Consider the following 19,593-nt stretch of genomic DNA (forward strand, 5'->3'; position numbering starts at 1 on the left):
TGGCGCATCTTCCGCAGATCCCGATGCAGTCCCAACCGCATGACGTCAATCGCCAAAGCCATCCTCACCCTGGAGCGGCAACGCTGAAGAAGCTCCCTGATCGGCCACCGGAACGGTCACCGGATAGGCAATGACATCGGTGCGCGGCGACCATCGGGGCCCCGCAACTCCCCCTGATCACTCCCACGTGGAAACCGTCCCGGAACGCCCGGGCACCCCGCAGTGCTCCTGCAAAATTCGACAACTGATATGCACGCGCCGTCAACGACTTCCCGATCCCCCTGCGGCAATCTCCTCAACAGACGCCGAAGAACACAGGCGGGCAACGAAACGGGGCGGTGGACATGGCGCGGCAGCCGGGTAAGGACGACATACTCGGAATCCTCTTTCCCCACATCGGGGCAGGGGAACTGAGAAGGGCCGTACGGGCGGGCAAGCGGGTCACCGACACCGGCTCGCCGGAATCTTTGAAAGGAATTCAGGATTCCGCGCCTTTCGACGACGCGCGGACCCTGGTCCAGAGCCATCCGCACGGCGTACGGCTGCACCTGACGCGCTCCCCGGAGCATTACCGGGCCGACATCGTCGTCGACGGCAGGCAGGGCGCCGCGTTCTTCGACGACGGGGTGTCGGTCAACCTCGAGGAGTTCGACCGGGTCTCCCCCGTGGCCGGCGCCTGGCTCGACGCGATCGCCGCGAATCTCGGGATCCCGCGCCGGTTCTGCGGCTGCTCCGCCTTCGTCTCACCCGTCGGCAGCGGGCTGCCGCTGCACTTCGACGCCAAGGACGTCGTGGTCTTCCAGGTCAGCGGCGTCAAACGCTGGCGGCTCGCCGACAACACAGGCCTGCGCTACCCCACCGCCAACTACGCGGCAGGCAGCCGCTACGTCTCCAAGGAGCTGGCCTCCTACTACCGGCCTGGCACCCCGCGCACCGAGGTGCCCGAGCAGTGCGACCCCGTCGACCTTCGGCCCGGGGACGCCCTGTTCCTGCCGCGTGGCCACTGGCACGGGACCGAGGCCCACCAGCACGCGCCGTCCGTTTCGCTCTCGTTCGGCATCCAAACTCCGTCATGGTCCGCGGTCTTCCTGGAGCGGCTGAAGGCCCAGCTCCTGGCCTCCGACCACTGGCGGGCCCCGGCCGTCCGGCTGGACAGCGACCACGGGCGATTCATGCCCGCGGACCTGGTTCAACGGATGGACAGGGCGATCTCGGAAGTGCTGTCCGGTGAACTCGACCGGGCGCTTTCCGAGGAAAACACGGCCGGCCGGGCAAAGGGCCCGGCTGCCGAAATCACCGGTCCATGAGGACCGGAGGATGGAGGAAGAAATGCCCGAGAACATGACCGCCGAGATCGAGGAAGTCGACATCGAGGTCGGATTCATCATCGGATCCACCTGCTGCTCCCTCGAGATGGAAGAGGACGACCTGGACATCGCCTCCGACGAGGCGTGATCCGCGGGTTCCGCCGCCCCTGGACGGCGGGGCCTCGTAAGTCCTGAGCAAATTCCACGGAAGCCACCGCACCCATGAACAGGAGTCCTTCATGACGGGGAGCTCATCGCCCGGACTCGGACAGCGCGCCCCCCGCCAAGGAGCTCCGCAGGGCGCGGAAGGCGCCTCGGGCGGCGCGACCATCTCACCGCTGCCCGAGGCGCACCCCCTGCTCGACCGGATCATCCGTCGCGAGCGGGTCTTCTCCGCGGTCCCCCGGATCCGGCAAGTCGAGGGTGACCCGGCGGTGTACAGCCACACCTGCCTGCCGGGACCGGCGGTCCACGAACTCGGGCGCTTCGGGCAGTACACCAAGTGCGGGGGCGCCGGGTTCCTGCCGGCCGACAGCTGGATCGCGGCGGCGGCCGAAGGGCTGGAGCGCTACTACGCGATCACCTACAGCAGGACGGCGCCGTACCGCAGGGGACGCTGGAGCGACTATCCCGACGACTCGGTGCACCCCGGGGCGTGGTCACCCTACTCCCCCGCGCAGTACGCCGAACCCGACTTCCCCTTCCGGCCGTTGACCACGGAAACCGACCTCAGGTGGTATCCGGGCCAGGAACTGCTGACCGGCGAGCAGGTCTGGCTGCCCGGTCCCGCCGTATGTTTCCCCTACCTCAGGACCAGAGCCGAGGAACGGGTGCTGCCCGGCGTCACCACCGGCCTCGCCTTCGGGCTCGGTCCGCGCGTCGCCGCCCGCTCGGCACTGTGGGAGGTCATCGAACGCGACGCCCTGGTGCTCGCCTGGCACTGGCAGCTGCCGGTGCGCAGGATCGACGCCGCATCCGGGCTCTGCCGCGAGCTGGCACAGGCTGCGCGACTCGACGACCGCTACGCCGTCGACGCGTTCGACATCACCTCCGACCTCGGCGTGCCCGCTTGCATGGTGATCGTGCGGGTGCGCGACGCCAAGGGCCAGATCCTCGCCGCGGGCTCGGCCGCTCGGGGCACCCTCGGCGCCGCCCTGCGCAAGGCCTTCCTCGAGGCTCTGCAAGGCGTGCCCTACGTACGACACCTGCGCGCCACGATGGCGGACTGGTCCTTCGGCGGCGACTTCGCGGAGGTGCGTTCCTTCGAACGCAGCGCAGCCTTCTACTCCTTGTTCCCGGACCAGCTGCGAGCCTGCCTCACAGCCCGCCCGCAGTTCCTCAACGTACGCGGCGACAGCGTCGTCGTCGAGGACCGCCCGGACGAGACGCCCCTGACCCTCGACGAGACGCTGAGGGCGCTCCGTGACCACGGCCACCGGGCCTACATGGTCGACATGAGCACCGAGGCTCTGCGCGCCGACGGCTGCGCCGTCACCCGGGTCGTCGTACCAGGCCTGTACAGCCTCGAAGGAGCTCACCGTTTTCGTAATGCAGAAGCCACGCGCGCCGCGGCCGTGGGTGCGCTGACCGGCAGCGAGCCCGACCCCCACCCGTACCCGCATCCGCTCCCCTGAGCCACGGCTTCCCATCGAAGCGCGATCCCGTCCTGGACCAAGCCCCGAGGTGCACCGATGAACTGGAAGACCGTTCCCCTGGTGAGCGGCGCGGGACCGGCAGCAGGACGGTGCCCGGTCCACGTCCCCGGGCCGGCCACCGAGCCGCCCGAGGACGCACCACCCGGCCACCACCTTCGCGAGCTGCGCGCCTCACCTCTCGCCCTGCTGCGGCGCTCGACCGAGGAGAGCGCACACGGACTGGCCCGGCTGGACACCGGTCCCGGCGCCTGTCTTGTCGTGAACGACCCCGCGACGATCCAGGCCGTGCTCGCCGACCGCGACGCCACCTTCTTCAAGCCGAAGATGGACCTGTGGAAGCAGGTCCTCGGCGAGAACGTGCTGACCAGCGAGGGCCAGGACTGGGCGCGCTCACGGCGCAGAAGTTTGCGGATCACAGGGGCGCGGTACGTACGACGGGCCGCCCGAATCGTCGCCGGGGCCGCTGACGAAAGCCTGCGCCACTGGACGGGCACGGACGCCCTGGACATCCACGAGGAGATGCGGACCCTCACCCTCGCCGCGACCCTGCGCCATCTGTGCGGCACCGACGAACACTTCGATCTGCACGGCTTCGGACAGCATCTGCGGACCGTGATGGAGAGCATCCACACCCTGGAGTCCGCGCTTCCCGGCTCGTCCCCGAACTCCGCCGTTCAGAGCCGCTTCACCCGTGCGGCCGGTGAACTCAGAGCCTCCGTACTCGACCTGGTGACCCGTCATCCGGGCGGCAGCGACGATCTGATCGGCCTCCTCACCACGCCGCCCCTCAGCGGCGCTGCGGAGCCCGGCGGGCCGGAGCGCGCCGCCGATCCGCTTACCCCGGAGCAGGTGTGCGACGAGGTGCTCGCCCATCTCATCGCCGGTCACGAGTCCACGGCCACCTCCCTGGCCTGGACACTGCTGCTGCTCAGCCGCGCTCCGGAAGTGACGCGGCGGGTGCGGGCGGAGATCGACGCGACCGTCGGGAGCCGCCCCCCGAGCAGCGCGGATCTGGCCGGGATGCCTCTCCTGCAGGCCGTGTTCCTGGAGGCGCTACGGCTGTATCCGCCCGCGTGGACGATCATGCGAGCGACCGGCCGGTCCTGTGAGCTGTTCGGCGTGCGGGTCCCGGCAGGCGCGGTGCTGCTCGCCTCCCCGTACGCCGTCCAGCGCTCGGCCCGCTGGTTCCCCCGGCCCGACGCATTCCTTCCCGACCGCTGGCTGGAAGCGGGCAGGAGCGGCGAACCGAAGTACACGTACTTCCCCTTCGGCGGCGGCCGCAGGTCCTGCCCCGGCAGGCAACTGGCCCAGGTGACCGCCGGTGTGGTGCTCACCCGAGTGCTGCAGGGCTTCCACCTCGAACCCGTCGGCGATCCGCCCCAGGCCGCCGTCGACATCATTCTGCGCCCCGGCCCCGGGTCACGGCTGAGGGCGATCCCCGTGCAACGAGAGCCGACCGGGCATTCACAACCGGAACCCTCCGGGCATCGAAAGGAGTCACGATGAGGCATGCCAACACCTCCCTGGTCGCGGGGCTGATGCGCAAGGAGGAGTTCTCCGGCCGGTCGCTGGAGGAAGCCATGGCGCGCTATGTCATCAGCCCCACCCTGGCAACGCGCACCGCCGGGGTGCACTGCAGCCACTCGGGCCGACTCGCCGCCCCGGGTGTGGTGGAGCTGCGGTGTACGACGCGCATGGACGGTCTCACCGAGCCGTTCGCGCTCAAGCACACATACACCTTCCCGCTCCTCGACGAGGTACGGGAGTCGGGCCTCGTACTCCGCCCGGAGACGCCCAGCGGCACCAGCGAGATCCTGGTCGCGCTCAAGGACGGCGCCAAGAGCTACGTGAATGTCGCCGTGCACGACGACGAGGGCTACATGCTCCACTCCTCGGTGCTCACATACAACCGGCGCGGCGACGTACGCCCCTACGTCCCCGTGATTCCCGACAAGTTCACCTCTCCCCTGTCCCTGGGCAAGGCCGAACTGGGCGAGGCGGTGGACGAACAGGGCCGCCGGGTGCTGCGGCTCGTCCTCGGCCTGGAGGAACTGGCCGACCGCACCCTGGTGAAGGTCGGCTACAACACCCTCGGCATCCAGAGCGTACGCCACTTCGAGGCCACGCCCGCCGACCCCGTGGTCGTCTCCGACCTCCTGCTGGAGAACAATGCCGAGCTCTTGCCGGGAGAGTGGGTCATCGGCGCCACCGACGCGGAGGACCGCATGCTCGTCAACGGCATCGTCCGCATCTCGCCACTCGACGGCCCCCGCGGGACGACGGCATGACCAGGCCCGCATACGAGCCGGCCGCGACCACGATGGCCATGGGCGGGCGCGCCCGCGCCGCGGCCGCCGCGGCGCTGCACCGGCTGCGGCACGAACCCCGCCCCGCTCCTGGCGTGCGCACCCTGCTCCCGCTCGCTGACGAGGCATGGTTCTACGCGATGCTCCTGGAACGCCACTCCGCGCACTGCCCGGACGACGTACCGCAGTGGCAGAGCGCCCTCGACGCGCTACTGGACCAGGGGCGGGAGCTGGATCCGGCGGCCGCACTGCACGAGCGGCACCCGGCGGACCCGCATGCCCGCGGTGAAGAACTCCTGGGTGCCACGATGCTCGCCCATCTGCTGCGGATCCGGTGCCCGGGAGAGTCCGCCGCGGAGCGCTTCGTCGCGCGCACCCTGGTGCTGTTCGGCCCGTCCGAACGACCGTTGACCGGGCTGGCGCCGCTGCACGCCCTGTGCCTGGCCCACAACCTGGGCGAGCTCGACGAGCACACCCTGGCGCGCGCCCTGCGTCCCCCGCGCGACGCGACGGAGGCAGCCGCCGGACTCACCGGAGCCGAACGCCTGCTGGTCCAGGCCTACTTCCACACCCATCTGGTGCTGTTCGCCTTCGGCACCTTCCGCCGCCCCGAGGCGGACCCGGCGCCGTTGGCCGAGAGCCTGAGCTTCCTTCGGCAACACGCCCGGACCTTCGAGCGGTTCGGGTGGGCGGACCTGTGCGCCGAGGCGGCGCTGTGCCTGTCCCTGTGCGGAGAGCGCGACGAGGACTTCTGCCGGCTCCTCGCAACGCTGCACCGCCTGCAGCGGCCGGAGGGCGACTGGCGCCATCCGCGCATCGACGAACGCCAGGCCCGGCACAGCACCATGATGGCGGCCCTCGCCCTGCTGGAGGCGGCGCGCCCTGCGGACACGGCAGCGAAATGCGCCACGGCGGGGCACGGGTGACGGGCGTGGTGAACCTCGCGGAGCTGGACGACCTCGAACGCACCACCCTGACCATCGACACCCCGCACCACCCCGACTGGCTGCTCGTCTTCCCGGTCGCCCACCTCGCCGAACACCTGATGGGCCGGGAACTCGGCCGGCTCGCCGGTCTGAGCGCCCTGACCGGTCATCTGCGCCAGGACGTCATCACCGTGCGCTTCCTCATCTCCAAGACCGGGCGCAGCGCGCTCGACCTCCCGCGCCTCCTCGAACTGCAGGACACGACGTCGGCCGACTTCGAGCAGGAACAGCGCGTGCTCGCCGCGGAGGACGCGATCCTTCCGGCACCACTGCGCAGCACAGGACGGCTCCCCGCCACGCTCGGGGAGTTCCGAGATGCCTGGCGACGGACCACGCCCCGGCTGCGGCTGGAGCGGGAGCCCTTTGTCGCGGGACGGATGAGAGCACTGCTCGACCCCGGGAGTCCGGCGCCGTGGACGGATGGCTTGGTCACCGAGGCCGCGGAGGCGGCGGGTGCCCACGAGGTGGCGGGCGGACGGTGGGACGACGGGGTGGCGGACGAGCGGCAGGAGTACGCCGACGCCCAGGCGGCCGTGCGTCGCCGACTCGGCGGCAAGGAGCCCGAACTCTTCATGGACGGCGGCCCGTTGGACCAGTACTGCAGCCCTGCCTCCGTATTTCTCGCCGGCCTGTCCGCCTACCGCTCACCACTGTTCCGCCGACTGCGGGAGGGGCCGCGGCCGGTCTACAGCCTGAAACTGTTCGACTTCCCCTGGCGCCGCCGTACCTTCGTCGCCTGCGTGACCCAACCGGCGATGGGGCCTGCCGCCTTCTCGGCCACTCTCGGCCCCCGCCTCGCCGGGATCGTGACCGGCCTCGGGACCGCCGAGCTGCGCACCGTACGGGACGAGGGCCGCCTCGCCGTGCTCGACGACCTGGTTGCCGTACTCGATTTCCCGCCTCGGCGGGCGTGGCTCCCGGTGCTCGCTCGGCTCAACGGCTTCAGCGCACGGCCCATCGATCTCGCCCGGCCGGTGCTCGACTGCACCACCGACGACCTCGCGCGGTACCGCGACGACTTCCTCGACGCGTACACCCGGCGAGTCCACCGCACAGCCCGGGAGGCCGTATGACCACCGCCGCGTACACCCTCGTCGGCTTCGATCCGCTGGGCCTGGCCGACGCGGCGGCCCTGCGGACCGGCCCCTTCGCGAGCAACGGCAGCCCGGTCGCGAGGACGGTCGACGCCGTGGCCGATCACCTCGCGCAGCTCGCGGCGGCCGGCCGCCGTGGCTGCGTCATCGCCGTCCTGGACGCGGCCTGCGCTCCACAGTCGGTGCGGCTGCGTGACGCGCTCAACACGGTGGTGCTCGCGACGGGTTCCCTGCTGGTGCCCTGCGTCGTGACGGATCCCCGGACCGTACGCGTCGGCCCCTGGGTCAGGCCTCGTTCGACACCCTGCCTGGGCTGCTTCGCCCCAGACTTGTTGCCCGCCGCCGACGGCTTCCGACTCGACGAAGTACCGGCGGCGGACGCGCCAGAACCTGTAGAACCCCCTGTCAAGCCCGACGGCTTGGTCGCCTTCGCACTGGAAGAGATCTCCCGGACGCTGCGGAACGGGCTGTGGGGCAGCCCCGACCGGTCGATGTGGGGCCGGGTTCTCACCCTGCGCGCCTTGGAGGACGGGCGCCTGGTCAGGCAGTCGTGGCGCGCGCCCAGGGATCCCGACTGCCGGTGGTGCAGGGCACACGCCGACGACACGGCGGCGGCCCTGCCCCGGCTCTCCCGGATCCTGCACGAGAACAGCAAACTGCGCGAGCACTTCAGAGAGCGGGACGCGATCAACAGTGCGTACGGGACCCCGGCCGACGCGTCGACCGGGACCGACACCGCCCGTGGACAGTCCGTCGAGCCGGACCTTGTACTCCCCCTGCCCGACGTACGAGAGGCCCGCTCGCTGCCTCTGGAGGAGGCGATCGCCCGGCGTCGTTCCCGCCGCCGGTTCGGGCCCGCTCCCCTCGCGCCGGAGGAGCTGTCCGCACTGCTCCACTACTCCTCGGGCGTCACCGGATGGGGCGCTACTACCGACGGTGGCCGTGTCCCGCTGCGGGCCGCGCCCTCCGGAGGGGCGCTGTACCCCATTGACGTGTACGCCTATGTGCGCAGGGTCGAGCGGGTGCCCCGCGGCCTCTACCGCTACGACCCGCTCACGCACGGCCTCGTCGCCACCGGCCGTCCGGCCGACGCGGGCGAGCAGCTGTCGGCCCACTCGGCGCACCGCGAGGTGCTCGACGACGCCGCCGTGGTCGTGCTGCTCGCCGCGGCCTTCGGACGGACCCAGGCCAAGTACCTCGAACGGGGCTACCGGTTAGCGCTGATGGAGGCCGGTCACATCGCCCAGAACCTCCAGCTCGTGGCAGCGGCGCGACGGCTGCGGGCCTGCGGGGTGACCGGCTTCGTCGACGACACCGTCAACGAGGTGCTCGGCCTTCCGACCACAGGGGGGAGTCAGGCCCTGTACCTGCTCGCCGTGGGCCGTCCACCCCAGGCGACGCAGTCCAGCACCTGACCCGCGGCCCTGCCCCATCCGACCGGGGCGGATCAGTCGTGCAGCAGGGCCAGATTGCGGTGGTCGCGCGGCGAGATGCCGTACGCGGCCCGGAACGCCCGGCTGAAGTGTGCCGCGTCCGAGAAGCCCCACCGCGCAGCGATGGCCCGGATCGAATGTGAACGCAGCCGCGGATCAGCCAGATCCCGGTGGCAGTGCTCCAGTCGGCAGTGCCGGATCCACGCGGCCACGGTCATCTGGTGGGTGTCGAAGACCTGGTAGAGATAGCGGACCGAAATGTGATGCGCCTCGGCGATGGTGGCCGGCGTCAGGTCCGGGTCGCCGAGGCGTCGTTGTATGAAAGCGCCGATCTGCCGGCGCAGGGCACAGCGCCGACAGTGGACCGGCTCCTCGGGGCCTTCACGGTCCGGTTCCCTGGCCCCGCACGACCCGGACTCCACCGTGGTCATCGCTGAGAAGCGACACTCCCCGGCCTGCGCACGGACGGCACCACCGGCTCGTCCGTCGGTACGTCTATCGAGTTCGATCAACATGCGAGAAAACACGACACGATCCCCCGTTTCGACTGCGCCCGCCACATCACGGAATCAACGCGATCCGCCCATCCTCCGTGGGCACGAACCCGCTGCTTCTATGACACCTCGCGTGCATTGCGCGTACTCCGGACCCTTCCGGGGGAACGCCGCTCATGGTCCGATCCGGCCGTGATCGGCACGTCCGCGCCGGGACTCGGTCGGTACCGGGCGGCGTCGGCGGCTCCGTCCACCCGGTGGGCCCTGCGGCGCAGGGCACATGGTCGGGTCGCCACGCCCTCCCCCGTGGGGCGTGGCGGCTGTCGGAATCCGCCCGCAGTGGTCGCGCTCGGCGGCCGACGGGTGCAACGCTAATGCCGGAAGCCCTGGGCATGTGACGGTCATTCGACCCACACACCGGCGAAAACCACGGGCGGAGTGCGAACTGGTGGGAGAGGCACCGCAGTTGCGGGACGACGCTCCGAAGGGTGACGGGGACGGGAGACGGGTGGTGGGCGAAGGAAAGGCTCATGGCTCCGGCACGGCCGAGGGGTACGGTCGGGGCGGGGACGCCGGATACGGCGAGCCTGGCCGCGGCGCCGGGCACAGCGAGCACGGCCAGGACGCCGAGGCGCGCGAACCGGGCCGCGCCCCTGCAGCAGCGCGGGCCCCCGCCGCCGGCACGGCCGAGGAACCCGGGCCCACGGAGTGTGAGTACATCGGCTTCGCGCGGCGGTACGCGAGCCGGATCCGCCTGGTGGCGGTCTGTCTGTGTGCCGTGCTCGGCGCCGCCGCCATGCCCATGGGCCCACTGCCCGCAGCCGTGGCACTCGGTGTGATCGTCTGGAGTCTCGTCGAATACCGGTTGTCCCCCACGGGCCGCAGACCGGGGCTCCTGCTCGCCGCCGACACGGCCGTGACGACCGCGCTGTGCCTCAGCCAGGAGCTCACGGTACCGGCCACGCAGACCCAGCACGGCAATACCTGGGTGCTGGTGATGGTCAGCATGGTGACGACCGCTCACCAACTGACGTACCCGCCGGTGCCCGCGCTGTCCGTCGCGATACTGCTGGCCGCAGCGGACCTGGCGGGAGCCGCGCTCGACCGCCCCGAGGCCTGGACCTACGCGGTGCCCAACGCGAGCTGGCTGCTGGTACAGGCCGCGCTCGCGCAGGCGCTCCACCGGCTCGTGCTGCGCAGGAGCCGGTCCGCCGACGCGGCGGGCGCAGCCGCCGCGCGGGACCGTCGGCGGTACGAGGTCGCGCGGGCCCAGCAGGCAGCCGAGCGCGAGTACCTCGCCACCCTGCACGACACGGCCTGCGCGACCCTGCTCATGGTGTCGTTGCGCCGACAGATCATCGACCCGGCGGTGCTGCGCGCCCAGGCCGCCGAGGACCTGCGACGACTCATTGCTGCGACCGAGAACAGCATCACGGGTGAAACGGATGTGGCGGACGCGCTGCGTGCCGAGGCAGCCGGTCGGCCGCTGACCGTACGCACCGAGTTCGGCGGCGGGTTGGGCACCGCGTGGCACCCCGCCGTCGTGGCGCTGCAGGGCAGTGTCGGCGAGGCACTGCGCAATGTGGAGCGCCACGCAGGCGTGGACCGCGCCACCGTGACGGCGAGCAGGAAGGAAGACCGCGTGCTGGTCACCGTCAGTGACGAGGGCGTGGGGTTCGACCCGGATGGCGTGCCGGAACACTGCCGGGGCGTGGAACGCTCGATCGTGGAGCGCATGGCTTCGGTCGGCGGCACGGCGACCGTCGACTCCCGGCCGGGGGCGGGCACTCGGGTGCGGCTGGAGTGGCCCCGTGTCTGAGGAGTCGAGGACCGGGAGACCGTGCGGAGAAACGACCGCGGCGGCACCGCCCGGGCAGCAGAGGCACGCGCCGCCGTACGAACTGCCGGGGGACCGGCAGGCATCCGAGCCGCCGTACGCGAGGGTGCTCCGGGACGGCGAGAGGGTCACGGGGGACGACATCGGGGAAGTCAACGAAGACGCCGCCGAGAACATCGCTCAGGACCTGCGCCGCGGGCTGCGTCGCGCCGGCCTGGTCGTCCTGACCGTGATCCATACCGGACTCGCCCTTCCGAGCCTGCTCTCCGGCCTGGACCAGTACCGCCATCCGTGGATCCAGCTCACGGCCTTCGGTCTGCTCACCCTGGTCATCGTGGCCCAGACGGTGCTGGGCCGCGTGGACACCAACGGCTCCGTCGGCTGGACCATCACGGGCCTCGCGGCCTCGCTCGCTGCGGCGATCGCCGCCAGCTCCCAGCTGCCCGCAGAGCACTTCTTCGCCACCCCGCACTGGACCTTCCTGGAGCTCGGCTGGTTCGGCGTGCTGCTCCTGCTCGGACGTCCGCTCTGGCTCACACTGCTGTTCATCGGCTGTCATGTCGCCTCCATGCTGGCGCTGTTGTCGCTCACCGGCTTCCCGTCCCGGCCGGTCGCCGCGGGCATGGCAGTCAGCGCGCTGGCCGTCTGCGCCTTCCAGGTGGCGACGGCCGTGATGGCCGGTTTGCTGCGCGGTGTGGCCGCGACGGCGGCCGCCGCGGCCCGCGAGCAGGAGAGAGTCCGTACAGACGGCGAGGTGTCCCGACGCGTCCAGGCAGACCAGCGAACCCGCTACCGGGAGCTGCGGGAGTCGGCGCTGCCGCTGCTCGCGGGGCTGGCGGACGGCTCGCTGGACCCCGCCGACGAAGTGGTGGGCCGCCGCAGTGCCATCGAGGCGGCCCGGCTGCGGCGACTGTTCGCGGAGCGTGACCATGCGGCCGACCTCTTGGTGCACACACTTCGGGCGTGCATCGGCGTCGCCGAACGCAACGGAGTGGACGTGCAGTTCGCCGTGCGCGGGACCTTCTTCCCGGTGCCCCGCCGACTGTGCCGGGCCCTGACCGAGCCCGCCCTCGCCGCCCTGGCCACGGCCGAGCGCAGTGCCCGCGCGACCGTGGTACGCGTCGATGGGATGGTCCGGGTCAGTGTCGTCACCGACGCGCCGGGGACGCACATTCCGCAACAAGGGGAGCACGGCGTCGCGGTCCGAACTCTGCGCCGCGACGGGCGGCTGTGGACGGAGGCGACGTACCGCCTGCACGCTCAAAGCTCATCGAGCGAGACCCAGCCGTCCTGAATGGCCCTGGCCACCAGATTGGCTTTCGTCGGCGCGGGCCGGCCGGCGTTCGCGTACTTGATTCGTACCCGGTCCAGATAGGTGTTGACCGTGCGCACCGAGATGCCCAGGCTCTCGCCGACCATGGCCTTGGACTCCGACTGAAACCACTCCAGCAGCACCTCGACCTCACGCGGCGCAAGCGCGGGGCGCCCGCTGCCGAGGTCGCTGCCGAAGGCACCCGCGAGCATCGGCGGGGTGTAGGGGCGGCAAGCGGCCGCGGCGAGGGTGGCGGCCACCAGGTGGCTCTCGCCCTCGGCCTTCGTCAGATAGGTGAACGCGCCCAGGTCCAGGCAGGTCAGGGCGTCCTCCTGACTGTCGCGCATGGTGTAGACGATCACCTGCCGCTCCAGCGCGACGAGCTGTCTCAGCTCGCGGTACACGGGGGTGCCCTGGGACAGTTGCAGATCGAGGACCACCGCGTCCGCTGTGGCTCCCGGGCCGCGGAAGGCGAGGGACACGTCCGGCCCCTTGGCCACGGTGACGATCGGGTGCTCCGATGCGGCGAACCAGGACTCGATGCCGGCGAGCACCACGGGGTGGTCGTCGATCAGCACCACGGTCACGGGCGAGAGCGGCGTGGTCTCGGACATGCCGACTGGTACCTCCCGTGCGACCGCTACCGAACAGTTCCTGCGATGTGTTCACAACGCCCGACACACCGGGAAGGTTTCCACGCGCGGTTGCACAACCGGCTCTGCCGATCCGCGCCCCGCCGGCCGGCGAGCTGCCGGATCCCGCTGTCGCCTCGGCCGCAGGGCGATGGCGTCCGCGAGGACATGGATCACGCGCAGGGTGAGCCTTTCCGACTCGCCGCGCAGCGGGAAGACACCGGGGGTGAGGGCTCCGGCGAGCTTGCCGACGCCGTAGCGCGTGTTTCTGCAGTTCGGCGAGCGTGGCGCCGGGCCTCGCTCCGCTGATGGCTGCGGAGGTGGGAACGGCCCGGCCCTGCCTGTCAGGGACGCGGGGCCTTCTCGCCGTGCACGGCTGTGTTTGCGGCAGCGAGCCAAGGGCCGAGGTCGTTGATGAGCATCCCACACCGGCCGGATCAGGTGCACGGCCAACGGCCGCGGCGACGGACGCTGTCCACACTCAGCTCCCCAACGACCTCTTCCCGGACGGCACCGTCCGCCATCTGCCGGACCTGATCGCCGCCGCGCAGCAGGGACACAGGTTGCTCGCCGACCAGCACTTCGAAGTGATCAACGCGGTCGCCGCCGACGCCCAGGTCGCCCTGGAAGTCATGTGGTCCAGAACGCTGGCCGGGTCCCTCGGGGACCTGACCGCAGGGCAGGTGCTGCGCGCCCACATCGCGGCGTTCCTCGAAGTCGGACCCACTCATCCGACCTCCCCCGACCAGTCGCCATGAGGTCCTCCCCGCGCCCGCGGGGGTAGCTCTCGAGATCTCCATCCGCCGTGCCTCGCGGATGAGTCGTCCCCGCGCCGTCGCCCCCGGCATCCGCCCCTACCGCATCGCCGTCCCGCAGGGCGACCTCGACGACCTGCACGACCGCCTCGACCGGACCCGCTGGCCGGACGAGCTGCACGGCGTGGGCTGGGCGTGCGGGGGTACCGAAAACCGTCCACCGTGCCGACCGCCCTCGCCCTCTTCCCCGCCGAGCCTCAGATCCCGCTGCGGCGGAAGGCCGAGCGCGCCGAGAACCTGGTGCGCTGGACGGAGTTCGACCGGGGCGGCCGTCTCCCGGCGGTGGAGGAGCCCGACGTGCTGGTGGACGACGTATGGGCGTGTTTCCGGCAGCTGCGCGCGAAGGGGTGAGCGGGCGGGAGACGCCCGTGGGCGGCAAGGGCTGAGTGGGTGCTCTGCCCGTGGCGAATCTGCCCCGGGCAGAGAAACCTCGTACGGACGTCGTCGGAGGTCAACAGTGGAGTCGACGGCATCCCGACCACGAGGAGACCCGATGACTCCACTCCACACGCTCGCCCCGCGCGCCGAGGAGGGCGACACCCCTCCGACGCGCTTCGACGACCACCTGGCCGCCCAACTGCTGGCCCAGCGGATCGTCCTGCTGGGCACTCAGGTCGACGAGGTCTCCGCCAACCGGGTCTGCGCCCAGTTACTGATTTTGTCGGCGGAGGACCCGCGCACCGACATCAGCCTCTACATCCACAGCCCGGGCGGGTCGGTGCACGCCGGTCTCGCCATCTACGACACGATGCGCCTCATCCCCAACGACGTCTCCACGCTCGCCATGGGTTTCGCGGCCAGCATGGGCCAGTTCCTGCTCGGCGTGGGCGCGGCCGGCAAGCGGTACGCGCTGCCCAACGCCCGCATCATGATGCACCAGCCGTCGGCCGGGATCGGCGGCACCACCGCGGACATCGAGATCCAGGCGGAGAACCTGGAGTTCACCAAGCGGACCATCGAGCGGATCACCGCCGAGCACACCGGTCAGACCCCGGAGACGATCGCCCGGGACGGCGACCGCGACCGCTGGTTCACGGCCGAGGAAGCCAGGGAGTACGGCATCGTGGACCGGGTCGTCGAGTCGCTGACCGACGTGCGCCCCGCGTCCACCCGACGACGGATGGGGCTGTGACATGGGGACATACACGATTCCGAACGTCGTCGAGCGGACCTCGCAGGGCGAGCGGTCCTACGACGTGTTCAGCCGGCTGCTGTCGGAGCGGATCATCTTCCTCGGTACGGAGATCGACGACGGCGTCGCCAACGTCGTCATCGCGCAACTCCTCCATCTGGAGTCGTCGGCGCCGGACAGCGAGATCGCGATCTACATCAACTCGCCGGGCGGCTCGTTCACTTCGCTGATGGCGATCTACGACACGATGACGTTCGTGCAGGCGCCGATCTCGACGGTCTGCGTCGGGCAGGCGGCCTCGACGGCGGCCGTGCTGCTGGCCGGAGGGGATCCCGGGCGGCGGTGCGTCCTGGAGCACGCGCGCGTGCTGCTCGGGCAGCCCGCCAGCGGCGGACGGCAGGGCACGGTCTCCGATCTGGCGCTCCAGGCCCAGGAGATGGTGCGGATCCGCTCCCAGGTCGAGGAGGTACTGGCCCGGCACACCCACCACGACATCCCCACGCTGCGCGCGGACATGGACCGCGACAAGGTGTTCACCGCGCAGGAGGCGGTGGCGTACGGGCTGGCCGACGAAGTGCTGAGCCGGCGCCCCGTGGCGGTCTGAGACGCCGGCCGGCGGGGTAGGTCAGGCGGCCAGGCAGAGCGGCCCGTTGTACGCCGTCGGGGAGGGGCGGCCGGTCCTCGTGGAGTGCCGGGTGAGTTCGCGCTGCGCCAGTGACAGCAGGTCGCCCAGGCCCAGTCCGAGGGCCTGGGCGGCGGCCGCGAGCACCTCGGAGGACGCCTCCTTGCGGCCGCGCTCCACCTCGGAGAGGTAGGGCATGGAGATCCGGGCGGCCTCCGCGACGTCCTTCAAGGTGCGTTCCTGAGCGAGGCGTTCACGCCTGAGGACATCACCGATCAGGTCGCGCCACAGGGGTTCCCGGGGTGCCGGTGCGGGGGCCGGCGCCGCGGGCGCGGGTCGCAGCGGGATGACACGGGCTTGGTCGGTCGCTTGGCTCGTCACCCCCTCAGACTAGGAGCCCGGGCCGCGGTGGGAGAGGTGTCCGCGTTCCGCCCTCGGTGGAATCAGACATGTCCCGTATAGCATGACCTTGGGTACTCTGCCTGAACGCTGCCGTCGATTTTTCGTCACTCCCACGGTTCCGGGGGCATGCGATGCGGAAGCCCGGGTATTCGCCGTTCAGAGAGCCACGCGCTCTTCGTTGTTCAGCGGAAGATGTACACGTCGAACCGTGACTTTAGGGAGAGGTAATGGACACCGCCGTGATCGGGTCGGAGGCAGAGGTCGTCGAGAAGACCGCCGGGACCAGCACGGGTGGCGGACCACTGCCCGGTGTCGAGGAACCGCGGCGCGTGGCTCCGCGGGACGCTCGGGAGCTGTCTAGGCAGTTCTTCCGACGCCTCGCGGAACTCGAGGAAGGCACGCACGAATACCAGTACGCCCGCAACACCCTGATCGAGATGAACATCTCCCTGGTGCGGTTCGCGGCCGGCCGGTTCCGGGGCCGTGGGGACGACATGGAGGACATCGTCCAGACGGGGATGATCGGTCTGATCAAGGCCATCGACCGGTTCGAACTGTCGCGCGAGGTGGAGTTCACGTCGTTCGCACTGCCGTACATCGTCGGTGAGATCAAGCGTTTCTTCCGGGACACCACCTGGGCGGTGCACGTTCCGCGGCGCCTGCAGGAGCTGCGTGTGGAGCTGGCCAAGGCGCGCGACGAGCTCGCCAGCCGTCTCGACCGGGAGCCGACCGTGGCGGAGCTCGCCACACTGATGAACCTCTCCGAGAACGAGGTCGTCGAGGCCCAGATCGCCGCGAACGGATACAACTCCTCGTCGCTGGACGCCGCCCTCACCGGCGACGGCCCCGAGAACGGCGAGGCGGTCCTCGCCGACTTCATCGGAGTGGAGGAGGAGGGGCTGCGGCTCGTGGAGGACTTCCAGTCGCTCGCCCCGCTCATGGCCGAACTCAGCGAACGCGACCGGCAGATCATCCATATGCGGTTCGTGGAGGAGGCCACCCAGGCGGAGATCGGCGAACGGCTCGGCTGCTCGCAGATGCACGTGTCGCGACTGATCAAGCGCATCATCACCCGGCTGCGTGAGGGGATGCTGGGCGAACTCGGCTGCGCCTGACGCAGCGGCCGCGCGCCCCTGAACCACGGATGCCGTCCCGCCCGAGAAAGGCGGGACGGCATCGACGGGTCCCGGGTCAGCTCTCGATCGACGTCGCGTCTCGATCAACGTCGCGTCTCGGTTGACGTCACTCCTCTGTCGACGTCACTTCTCGGTCGGCTCGCCCAGCCGCATCACGGCGCTGACACGCTTGCCGACCGGCACGCGCTCCGCGGTGACCGACGCGGCCAGCGCGTGGACGATCTCCAGACCGTGCCGACCGATCCGCCGGGGGTCGCGCGGGAACCGTAGCGGCAGGGCGGCGCTGCTGTCGTAGACGCTCACCGTGACGGTGTCGTCGGTGCCTTCCAGTTCCAGGATGTACGGCCCGTTGCTGTGCCGGTCCGCGTTCGTGACCAGCTCGCTCACCACCAGGAGCAGTTCACCGCCCAGCCGCTCGTCGATCATGGCGCACCACTCGGTCCTGAGTGTGTCGACGAAGTGCGCGGCGAAGCTGCGCGCCTCGGCGATGCATCCCGGATCACCGGTGTAATGCGCTGCCCGCCGTAGCGGGTCCACGGGCACATCGAAACCAGTCGGTATCACTGCCCCGTCCAGGTGCTCGATCATGCGTTTCTCTCTCGGAGGCCGGCCTGGCCGGACGCTTGCTGCACCAGTGCTCGTACCCCGAGCCGGGCAGGACACTCCCGGGACAGTTACGCCCTCGTCGAACGTGTGTTGCGATTCACGGTCCGGGAGACTCCGGCGAAACGGGCGCCTAGGGGAAGTCGGACGCGGGCGGCCCGCTGCTGCCGGGCTGGGCGGACGGCCTGCCCGGGCCGGGGCCGCTCTTCCGGAACGGGCGCTGGTCGGCAGGCGGGGTGAGCGGGGGATGCTTAGCGTGGTCAGCGTGAGTGCGGTGATGCGGTCCGGGCGCGCGGTGGCGCGGCACGGCTGGGTGCAGGCCGGGGGTGCCGCGTTGGCCGGGGTGGTCGCGATGGGGGTCGTGGCCGCGCTGGGGTTGTGGGCGGCGGGGGCGGCCGATCTGCCGGACGGGGCGTTTGCGCGGGTGGTCGCGGCGACGGTGGTCACGGCTGTCGGCGGCGCCGTGGAGCTCTCCGGGAACGCCGGAGACCTCGCCGGCACGGAGGCCGGGCTGACCGTGATCCCGCTGTCGGTCACCCTGACGGGCGCGCTGGTGATCGCCACGGGTTTCCTGCGGCCGCTGCGGCACCGTGCGGTCGCCGGCGCCGGGGAGCTCGCCGGCTGGGCGGCCCGTGTCGCCGTCGTGTGGCTGCTCGCGCTCCTGGCCGTGTCCTTGGGCGCGCGCCAGACGTTCACGCTCTCCGTGGGGGACGAGACGATCGACGAGCTCGGCGACGTCTTCGGCGTCACACCGAAGGTGGGCTTCACAACGGACGTAGCGCCGACGCTGTTCTTCGGTCTGCTGTGGCTGGCCGGCGTCCTCCTGCTCGCCCTGCTGGTGGCGCGTGGGGCACCGCTGCCGGCCCGTCTGCTGCGCTTCCAGGAGTCGGTGCGGCCGACCGCGTACGCCATGGTCGCCCTGCTGCTCGCGTGCGTCGCCCTGGGCGTCGTCGTCGCCCTCGTCGTCGCGGTGACGCGCGGCCATCCCGTGGAGACGCTGGCCGTGATCCTGCTCGGGCTGCCGAACCTCGTCTGGCTCGCGCTGACGATCGGTCTGGGCGCCACCTGGAACGGCCGCGTGGACGGCCCCTTCGGGCTGCCCATGCCGCACGTGCTCGACGAGGTGCTGCGCTCCCCCGACACCGCCACGCTCACCTTGCGCACGCTGGCCGAGCAGGACGGCCGGGTGTGGTGGCTCGTCGCCGTGGACGCGGTGCTGCTGCCGGCCGCCGCGTTCGTGATGGCGGCCCGCTCACCGGCCCGTACGCGCCCCTGGCAGCACGCGGTGCACATGGCCGTCGCCCTCGCCCTCACGGTCCTCATGATCTGCCTGGTGGGCCGTGTCGACGCGCACTACGGCCTGTCGGTGCTGGGCATCGAAGACCTCGTCGGCGGCCTCTCCGGGGAGCTGTTCCTGCGCCCCGAAACCTGGACGGCCGTGGGCCTCGCCCTGCTGTGGGGTCTGGTCGCCGGGTTCCTGGGCGGGCTGCTCGCCCGAGGAGTGCGGCGGCGGGGCGAAGCGCCGGAGGGCTGAGGGGAGCCGACACCGACCGACGCCTGCGCGAGAGCCGTCAGGCACAGCTGCGGAAGACCGGCTCCGCCCACGCAGGCGGCGGTTTCGGCCCGTCCTCGCGCGCTCGTACGGTCCTCTGGTCCACCTCCGTCGGCGGGGGGGGTGGGGGGGGAGGGGGGGGGGGGGGGGGGGGGGGGGGGGGGGCGGGGGGGGGGAGGGGGGGGGGGGGGGGGGGGGGGGGGGGGGGGGGGGGGAAGAGGGGGGGGGGGGGGGGGGGGGGGGGGGGGGGGGGGGGGGGGGGGGGGGGGGGCGTA

19 protein-coding genes and 2 pseudogenes are annotated in these 19,593 nt (G+C 71.3%); 17 read left to right on the top strand and 4 right to left on the bottom strand.

The genetic code is table 11. From position 1 onward, the window contains the following. The 9 genes and pseudogenes from AC067M_RS07305 to AC067M_RS07345 form a co-directional block, all read left to right on the top strand. Positions 1 to 87 (top strand): annotated as a pseudogene (locus AC067M_RS07305) (IS5/IS1182 family transposase); the annotation flags it as partial. Positions 88 to 344: 257 nt separating this feature from the next. Beyond that, positions 345 to 1,307, top strand: a complete 963-nt coding sequence (locus tag AC067M_RS07310; RefSeq protein ID WP_478696013.1) for a JmjC domain-containing protein — start codon at positions 345 to 347, stop codon at positions 1,305 to 1,307. A 22-nt stretch (positions 1,308 to 1,329) separates the two neighbouring features. Then, positions 1,330 to 1,455: a YM-216391 family RiPP peptide gene (locus tag AC067M_RS07315; protein ID WP_402152952.1), complete on the top strand. Its 126-nt coding sequence runs from the start codon at positions 1,330 to 1,332 to the stop codon at positions 1,453 to 1,455. 91 nt (positions 1,456 to 1,546) lie between these two features. Then, positions 1,547 to 2,941 carry a YcaO-like family protein gene (locus tag AC067M_RS07320; RefSeq protein WP_478696014.1) on the top strand — a complete coding sequence of 465 codons (1,395 nt, stop codon included), beginning with the start codon at positions 1,547 to 1,549 and terminating at the stop codon, positions 2,939 to 2,941. Between the two features lie 57 nt (positions 2,942 to 2,998). Beyond that, entirely contained in the window at positions 2,999 to 4,468 is a 1,470-nt protein-coding gene (locus tag AC067M_RS07325) for a cytochrome P450 (RefSeq protein ID WP_478696015.1), read from the top strand. Beyond that, entirely contained in the window at positions 4,465 to 5,250 is a 786-nt protein-coding gene (locus tag AC067M_RS07330) for a DUF5944 family protein (RefSeq protein ID WP_478696016.1), read from the top strand. Before AC067M_RS07325 ends, AC067M_RS07330 begins: the two co-directional genes overlap by 4 nt. Beyond that, positions 5,247 to 6,194 carry a hypothetical protein gene (locus tag AC067M_RS07335; RefSeq protein ID WP_478696017.1) on the top strand — a complete coding sequence of 316 codons (948 nt, stop codon included), beginning with the start codon at positions 5,247 to 5,249 and terminating at the stop codon, positions 6,192 to 6,194. The genes AC067M_RS07330 and AC067M_RS07335 overlap by 4 nt, the downstream gene beginning before the upstream one ends. Before the next feature lie 5 nt (positions 6,195 to 6,199). Next, positions 6,200 to 7,327 carry a hypothetical protein gene (locus tag AC067M_RS07340; RefSeq protein ID WP_478696018.1) on the top strand — a complete coding sequence of 376 codons (1,128 nt, stop codon included), beginning with the start codon at positions 6,200 to 6,202 and terminating at the stop codon, positions 7,325 to 7,327. Then, positions 7,324 to 8,763 (top strand): SagB family peptide dehydrogenase, encoded by a 1,440-nt coding sequence (locus tag AC067M_RS07345; protein WP_478696019.1) that lies wholly within the window; start codon positions 7,324 to 7,326, stop codon positions 8,761 to 8,763. The genes AC067M_RS07340 and AC067M_RS07345 overlap by 4 nt, the downstream gene beginning before the upstream one ends. 32 nt (positions 8,764 to 8,795) lie before the next feature. Here AC067M_RS07345 and AC067M_RS07350 read toward each other — a convergent pair whose 3' ends face one another. Next, positions 8,796 to 9,212: a helix-turn-helix domain-containing protein gene (locus AC067M_RS07350; protein ID WP_478696020.1), complete on the bottom strand. Its 417-nt coding sequence runs from the start codon at positions 9,210 to 9,212 to the stop codon at positions 8,796 to 8,798. A 574-nt stretch (positions 9,213 to 9,786) separates the two neighbouring features. Here AC067M_RS07350 and AC067M_RS07355 point away from each other — a divergent pair. Both AC067M_RS07355 and AC067M_RS07360 read left to right on the top strand, forming a co-directional pair. Next, on the top strand, positions 9,787 to 11,094 hold the full coding sequence (locus AC067M_RS07355) for a sensor histidine kinase (protein WP_478696021.1): 1,308 nt from the start codon (positions 9,787 to 9,789) through the stop codon (positions 11,092 to 11,094). Beyond that, entirely contained in the window at positions 11,087 to 12,406 is a 1,320-nt protein-coding gene (locus tag AC067M_RS07360; RefSeq protein WP_478696022.1) for a hypothetical protein, read from the top strand. The genes AC067M_RS07355 and AC067M_RS07360 overlap by 8 nt, the downstream gene beginning before the upstream one ends. On the opposite strand, the gene AC067M_RS07365 is transcribed toward AC067M_RS07360, so the two are convergent. After that, positions 12,373 to 13,038 carry a DNA-binding response regulator gene (locus AC067M_RS07365; RefSeq protein ID WP_478696023.1) on the bottom strand — a complete coding sequence of 222 codons (666 nt, stop codon included), beginning with the start codon at positions 13,036 to 13,038 and terminating at the stop codon, positions 12,373 to 12,375. The genes AC067M_RS07360 and AC067M_RS07365 overlap by 34 nt on opposite strands. Positions 13,039 to 13,364: 326 nt before the next feature. Between AC067M_RS07365 and AC067M_RS07370 the strand changes: the two genes are divergently transcribed. The 4 genes and pseudogenes from AC067M_RS07370 to AC067M_RS07385 all read left to right on the top strand — a co-directional run bounded on the left by AC067M_RS07370 (position 13,365) and on the right by AC067M_RS07385 (position 15,607). Next, positions 13,365 to 13,814: a nuclear transport factor 2 family protein gene (locus AC067M_RS07370; RefSeq protein WP_478696024.1), complete on the top strand. Its 450-nt coding sequence runs from the start codon at positions 13,365 to 13,367 to the stop codon at positions 13,812 to 13,814. A 207-nt stretch (positions 13,815 to 14,021) separates the two neighbouring features. Beyond that, a pseudogene (locus AC067M_RS07375) lies at positions 14,022 to 14,222 on the top strand (epoxide hydrolase); the annotation flags it as partial. 142 nt (positions 14,223 to 14,364) lie between these two features. Next, a complete protein-coding gene (locus AC067M_RS07380) occupies positions 14,365 to 15,003 on the top strand; it encodes an ATP-dependent Clp protease proteolytic subunit (RefSeq protein ID WP_478696025.1) in 639 nt (212 codons plus the stop codon). Position 15,004: 1 nt separating this feature from the next. Further along, positions 15,005 to 15,607: a ClpP family protease gene (locus AC067M_RS07385; RefSeq protein ID WP_478696026.1), complete on the top strand. Its 603-nt coding sequence runs from the start codon at positions 15,005 to 15,007 to the stop codon at positions 15,605 to 15,607. A 21-nt stretch (positions 15,608 to 15,628) separates the two neighbouring features. On the opposite strand, the gene AC067M_RS07390 is transcribed toward AC067M_RS07385, so the two are convergent. Beyond that, positions 15,629 to 16,006 carry a helix-turn-helix domain-containing protein gene (locus tag AC067M_RS07390; RefSeq protein WP_478696027.1) on the bottom strand — a complete coding sequence of 126 codons (378 nt, stop codon included), beginning with the start codon at positions 16,004 to 16,006 and terminating at the stop codon, positions 15,629 to 15,631. A gap of 248 nt (positions 16,007 to 16,254) precedes the next feature. Between AC067M_RS07390 and AC067M_RS07395 the strand changes: the two genes are divergently transcribed. Continuing rightward, complete coding sequence (locus AC067M_RS07395) at positions 16,255 to 17,142, top strand: RNA polymerase sigma factor SigF (RefSeq protein WP_478696028.1); 888 nt, start codon at positions 16,255 to 16,257, stop codon at positions 17,140 to 17,142. 144 nt (positions 17,143 to 17,286) lie between these two features. On the opposite strand, the gene AC067M_RS07400 is transcribed toward AC067M_RS07395, so the two are convergent. Further along, positions 17,287 to 17,751, bottom strand: a complete 465-nt coding sequence (locus AC067M_RS07400) for an ATP-binding protein (protein ID WP_478696029.1) — start codon at positions 17,749 to 17,751, stop codon at positions 17,287 to 17,289. A gap of 292 nt (positions 17,752 to 18,043) precedes the next feature. Here AC067M_RS07400 and AC067M_RS07405 point away from each other — a divergent pair, with 292 nt between their 5' ends. After that, complete coding sequence (locus AC067M_RS07405) at positions 18,044 to 19,300, top strand: streptophobe family protein (RefSeq protein WP_478696420.1); 1,257 nt, start codon at positions 18,044 to 18,046, stop codon at positions 19,298 to 19,300. Positions 19,301 to 19,593: the final 293 nt, after the last annotated feature.

It is taken from the genome of Streptomyces sp. NPDC043427 (assembly GCF_056436655.1).

Coding starts and splice junctions, on each gene's coding strand:
- AC067M_RS07310 (WP_478696013.1), top strand. CDS start 345: ATGGCGCGGCAGCCGGGTAAGGACGACATACTCGGAATCCTCTTTCCC.
- AC067M_RS07315 (WP_402152952.1), top strand. CDS start 1,330: ATGCCCGAGAACATGACCGCCGAGATCGAGGAAGTCGACATCGAGGTC.
- AC067M_RS07320 (WP_478696014.1), top strand. CDS start 1,547: ATGACGGGGAGCTCATCGCCCGGACTCGGACAGCGCGCCCCCCGCCAA.
- AC067M_RS07325 (WP_478696015.1), top strand. CDS start 2,999: ATGAACTGGAAGACCGTTCCCCTGGTGAGCGGCGCGGGACCGGCAGCA.
- AC067M_RS07330 (WP_478696016.1), top strand. CDS start 4,465: ATGAGGCATGCCAACACCTCCCTGGTCGCGGGGCTGATGCGCAAGGAG.
- AC067M_RS07335 (WP_478696017.1), top strand. CDS start 5,247: ATGACCAGGCCCGCATACGAGCCGGCCGCGACCACGATGGCCATGGGC.
- AC067M_RS07345 (WP_478696019.1), top strand. CDS start 7,324: ATGACCACCGCCGCGTACACCCTCGTCGGCTTCGATCCGCTGGGCCTG.
- AC067M_RS07350 (WP_478696020.1), bottom strand. CDS start 9,212: ATGACCACGGTGGAGTCCGGGTCGTGCGGGGCCAGGGAACCGGACCGT.
- AC067M_RS07365 (WP_478696023.1), bottom strand. CDS start 13,038: ATGTCCGAGACCACGCCGCTCTCGCCCGTGACCGTGGTGCTGATCGAC.
- AC067M_RS07370 (WP_478696024.1), top strand. CDS start 13,365: ATGGCTGCGGAGGTGGGAACGGCCCGGCCCTGCCTGTCAGGGACGCGG.
- AC067M_RS07380 (WP_478696025.1), top strand. CDS start 14,365: ATGACTCCACTCCACACGCTCGCCCCGCGCGCCGAGGAGGGCGACACC.
- AC067M_RS07385 (WP_478696026.1), top strand. CDS start 15,005: ATGGGGACATACACGATTCCGAACGTCGTCGAGCGGACCTCGCAGGGC.
- AC067M_RS07395 (WP_478696028.1), top strand. CDS start 16,255: ATGGACACCGCCGTGATCGGGTCGGAGGCAGAGGTCGTCGAGAAGACC.
- AC067M_RS07400 (WP_478696029.1), bottom strand. CDS start 17,751: ATGATCGAGCACCTGGACGGGGCAGTGATACCGACTGGTTTCGATGTG.
- AC067M_RS07405 (WP_478696420.1), top strand. CDS start 18,044: ATGCGGTCCGGGCGCGCGGTGGCGCGGCACGGCTGGGTGCAGGCCGGG.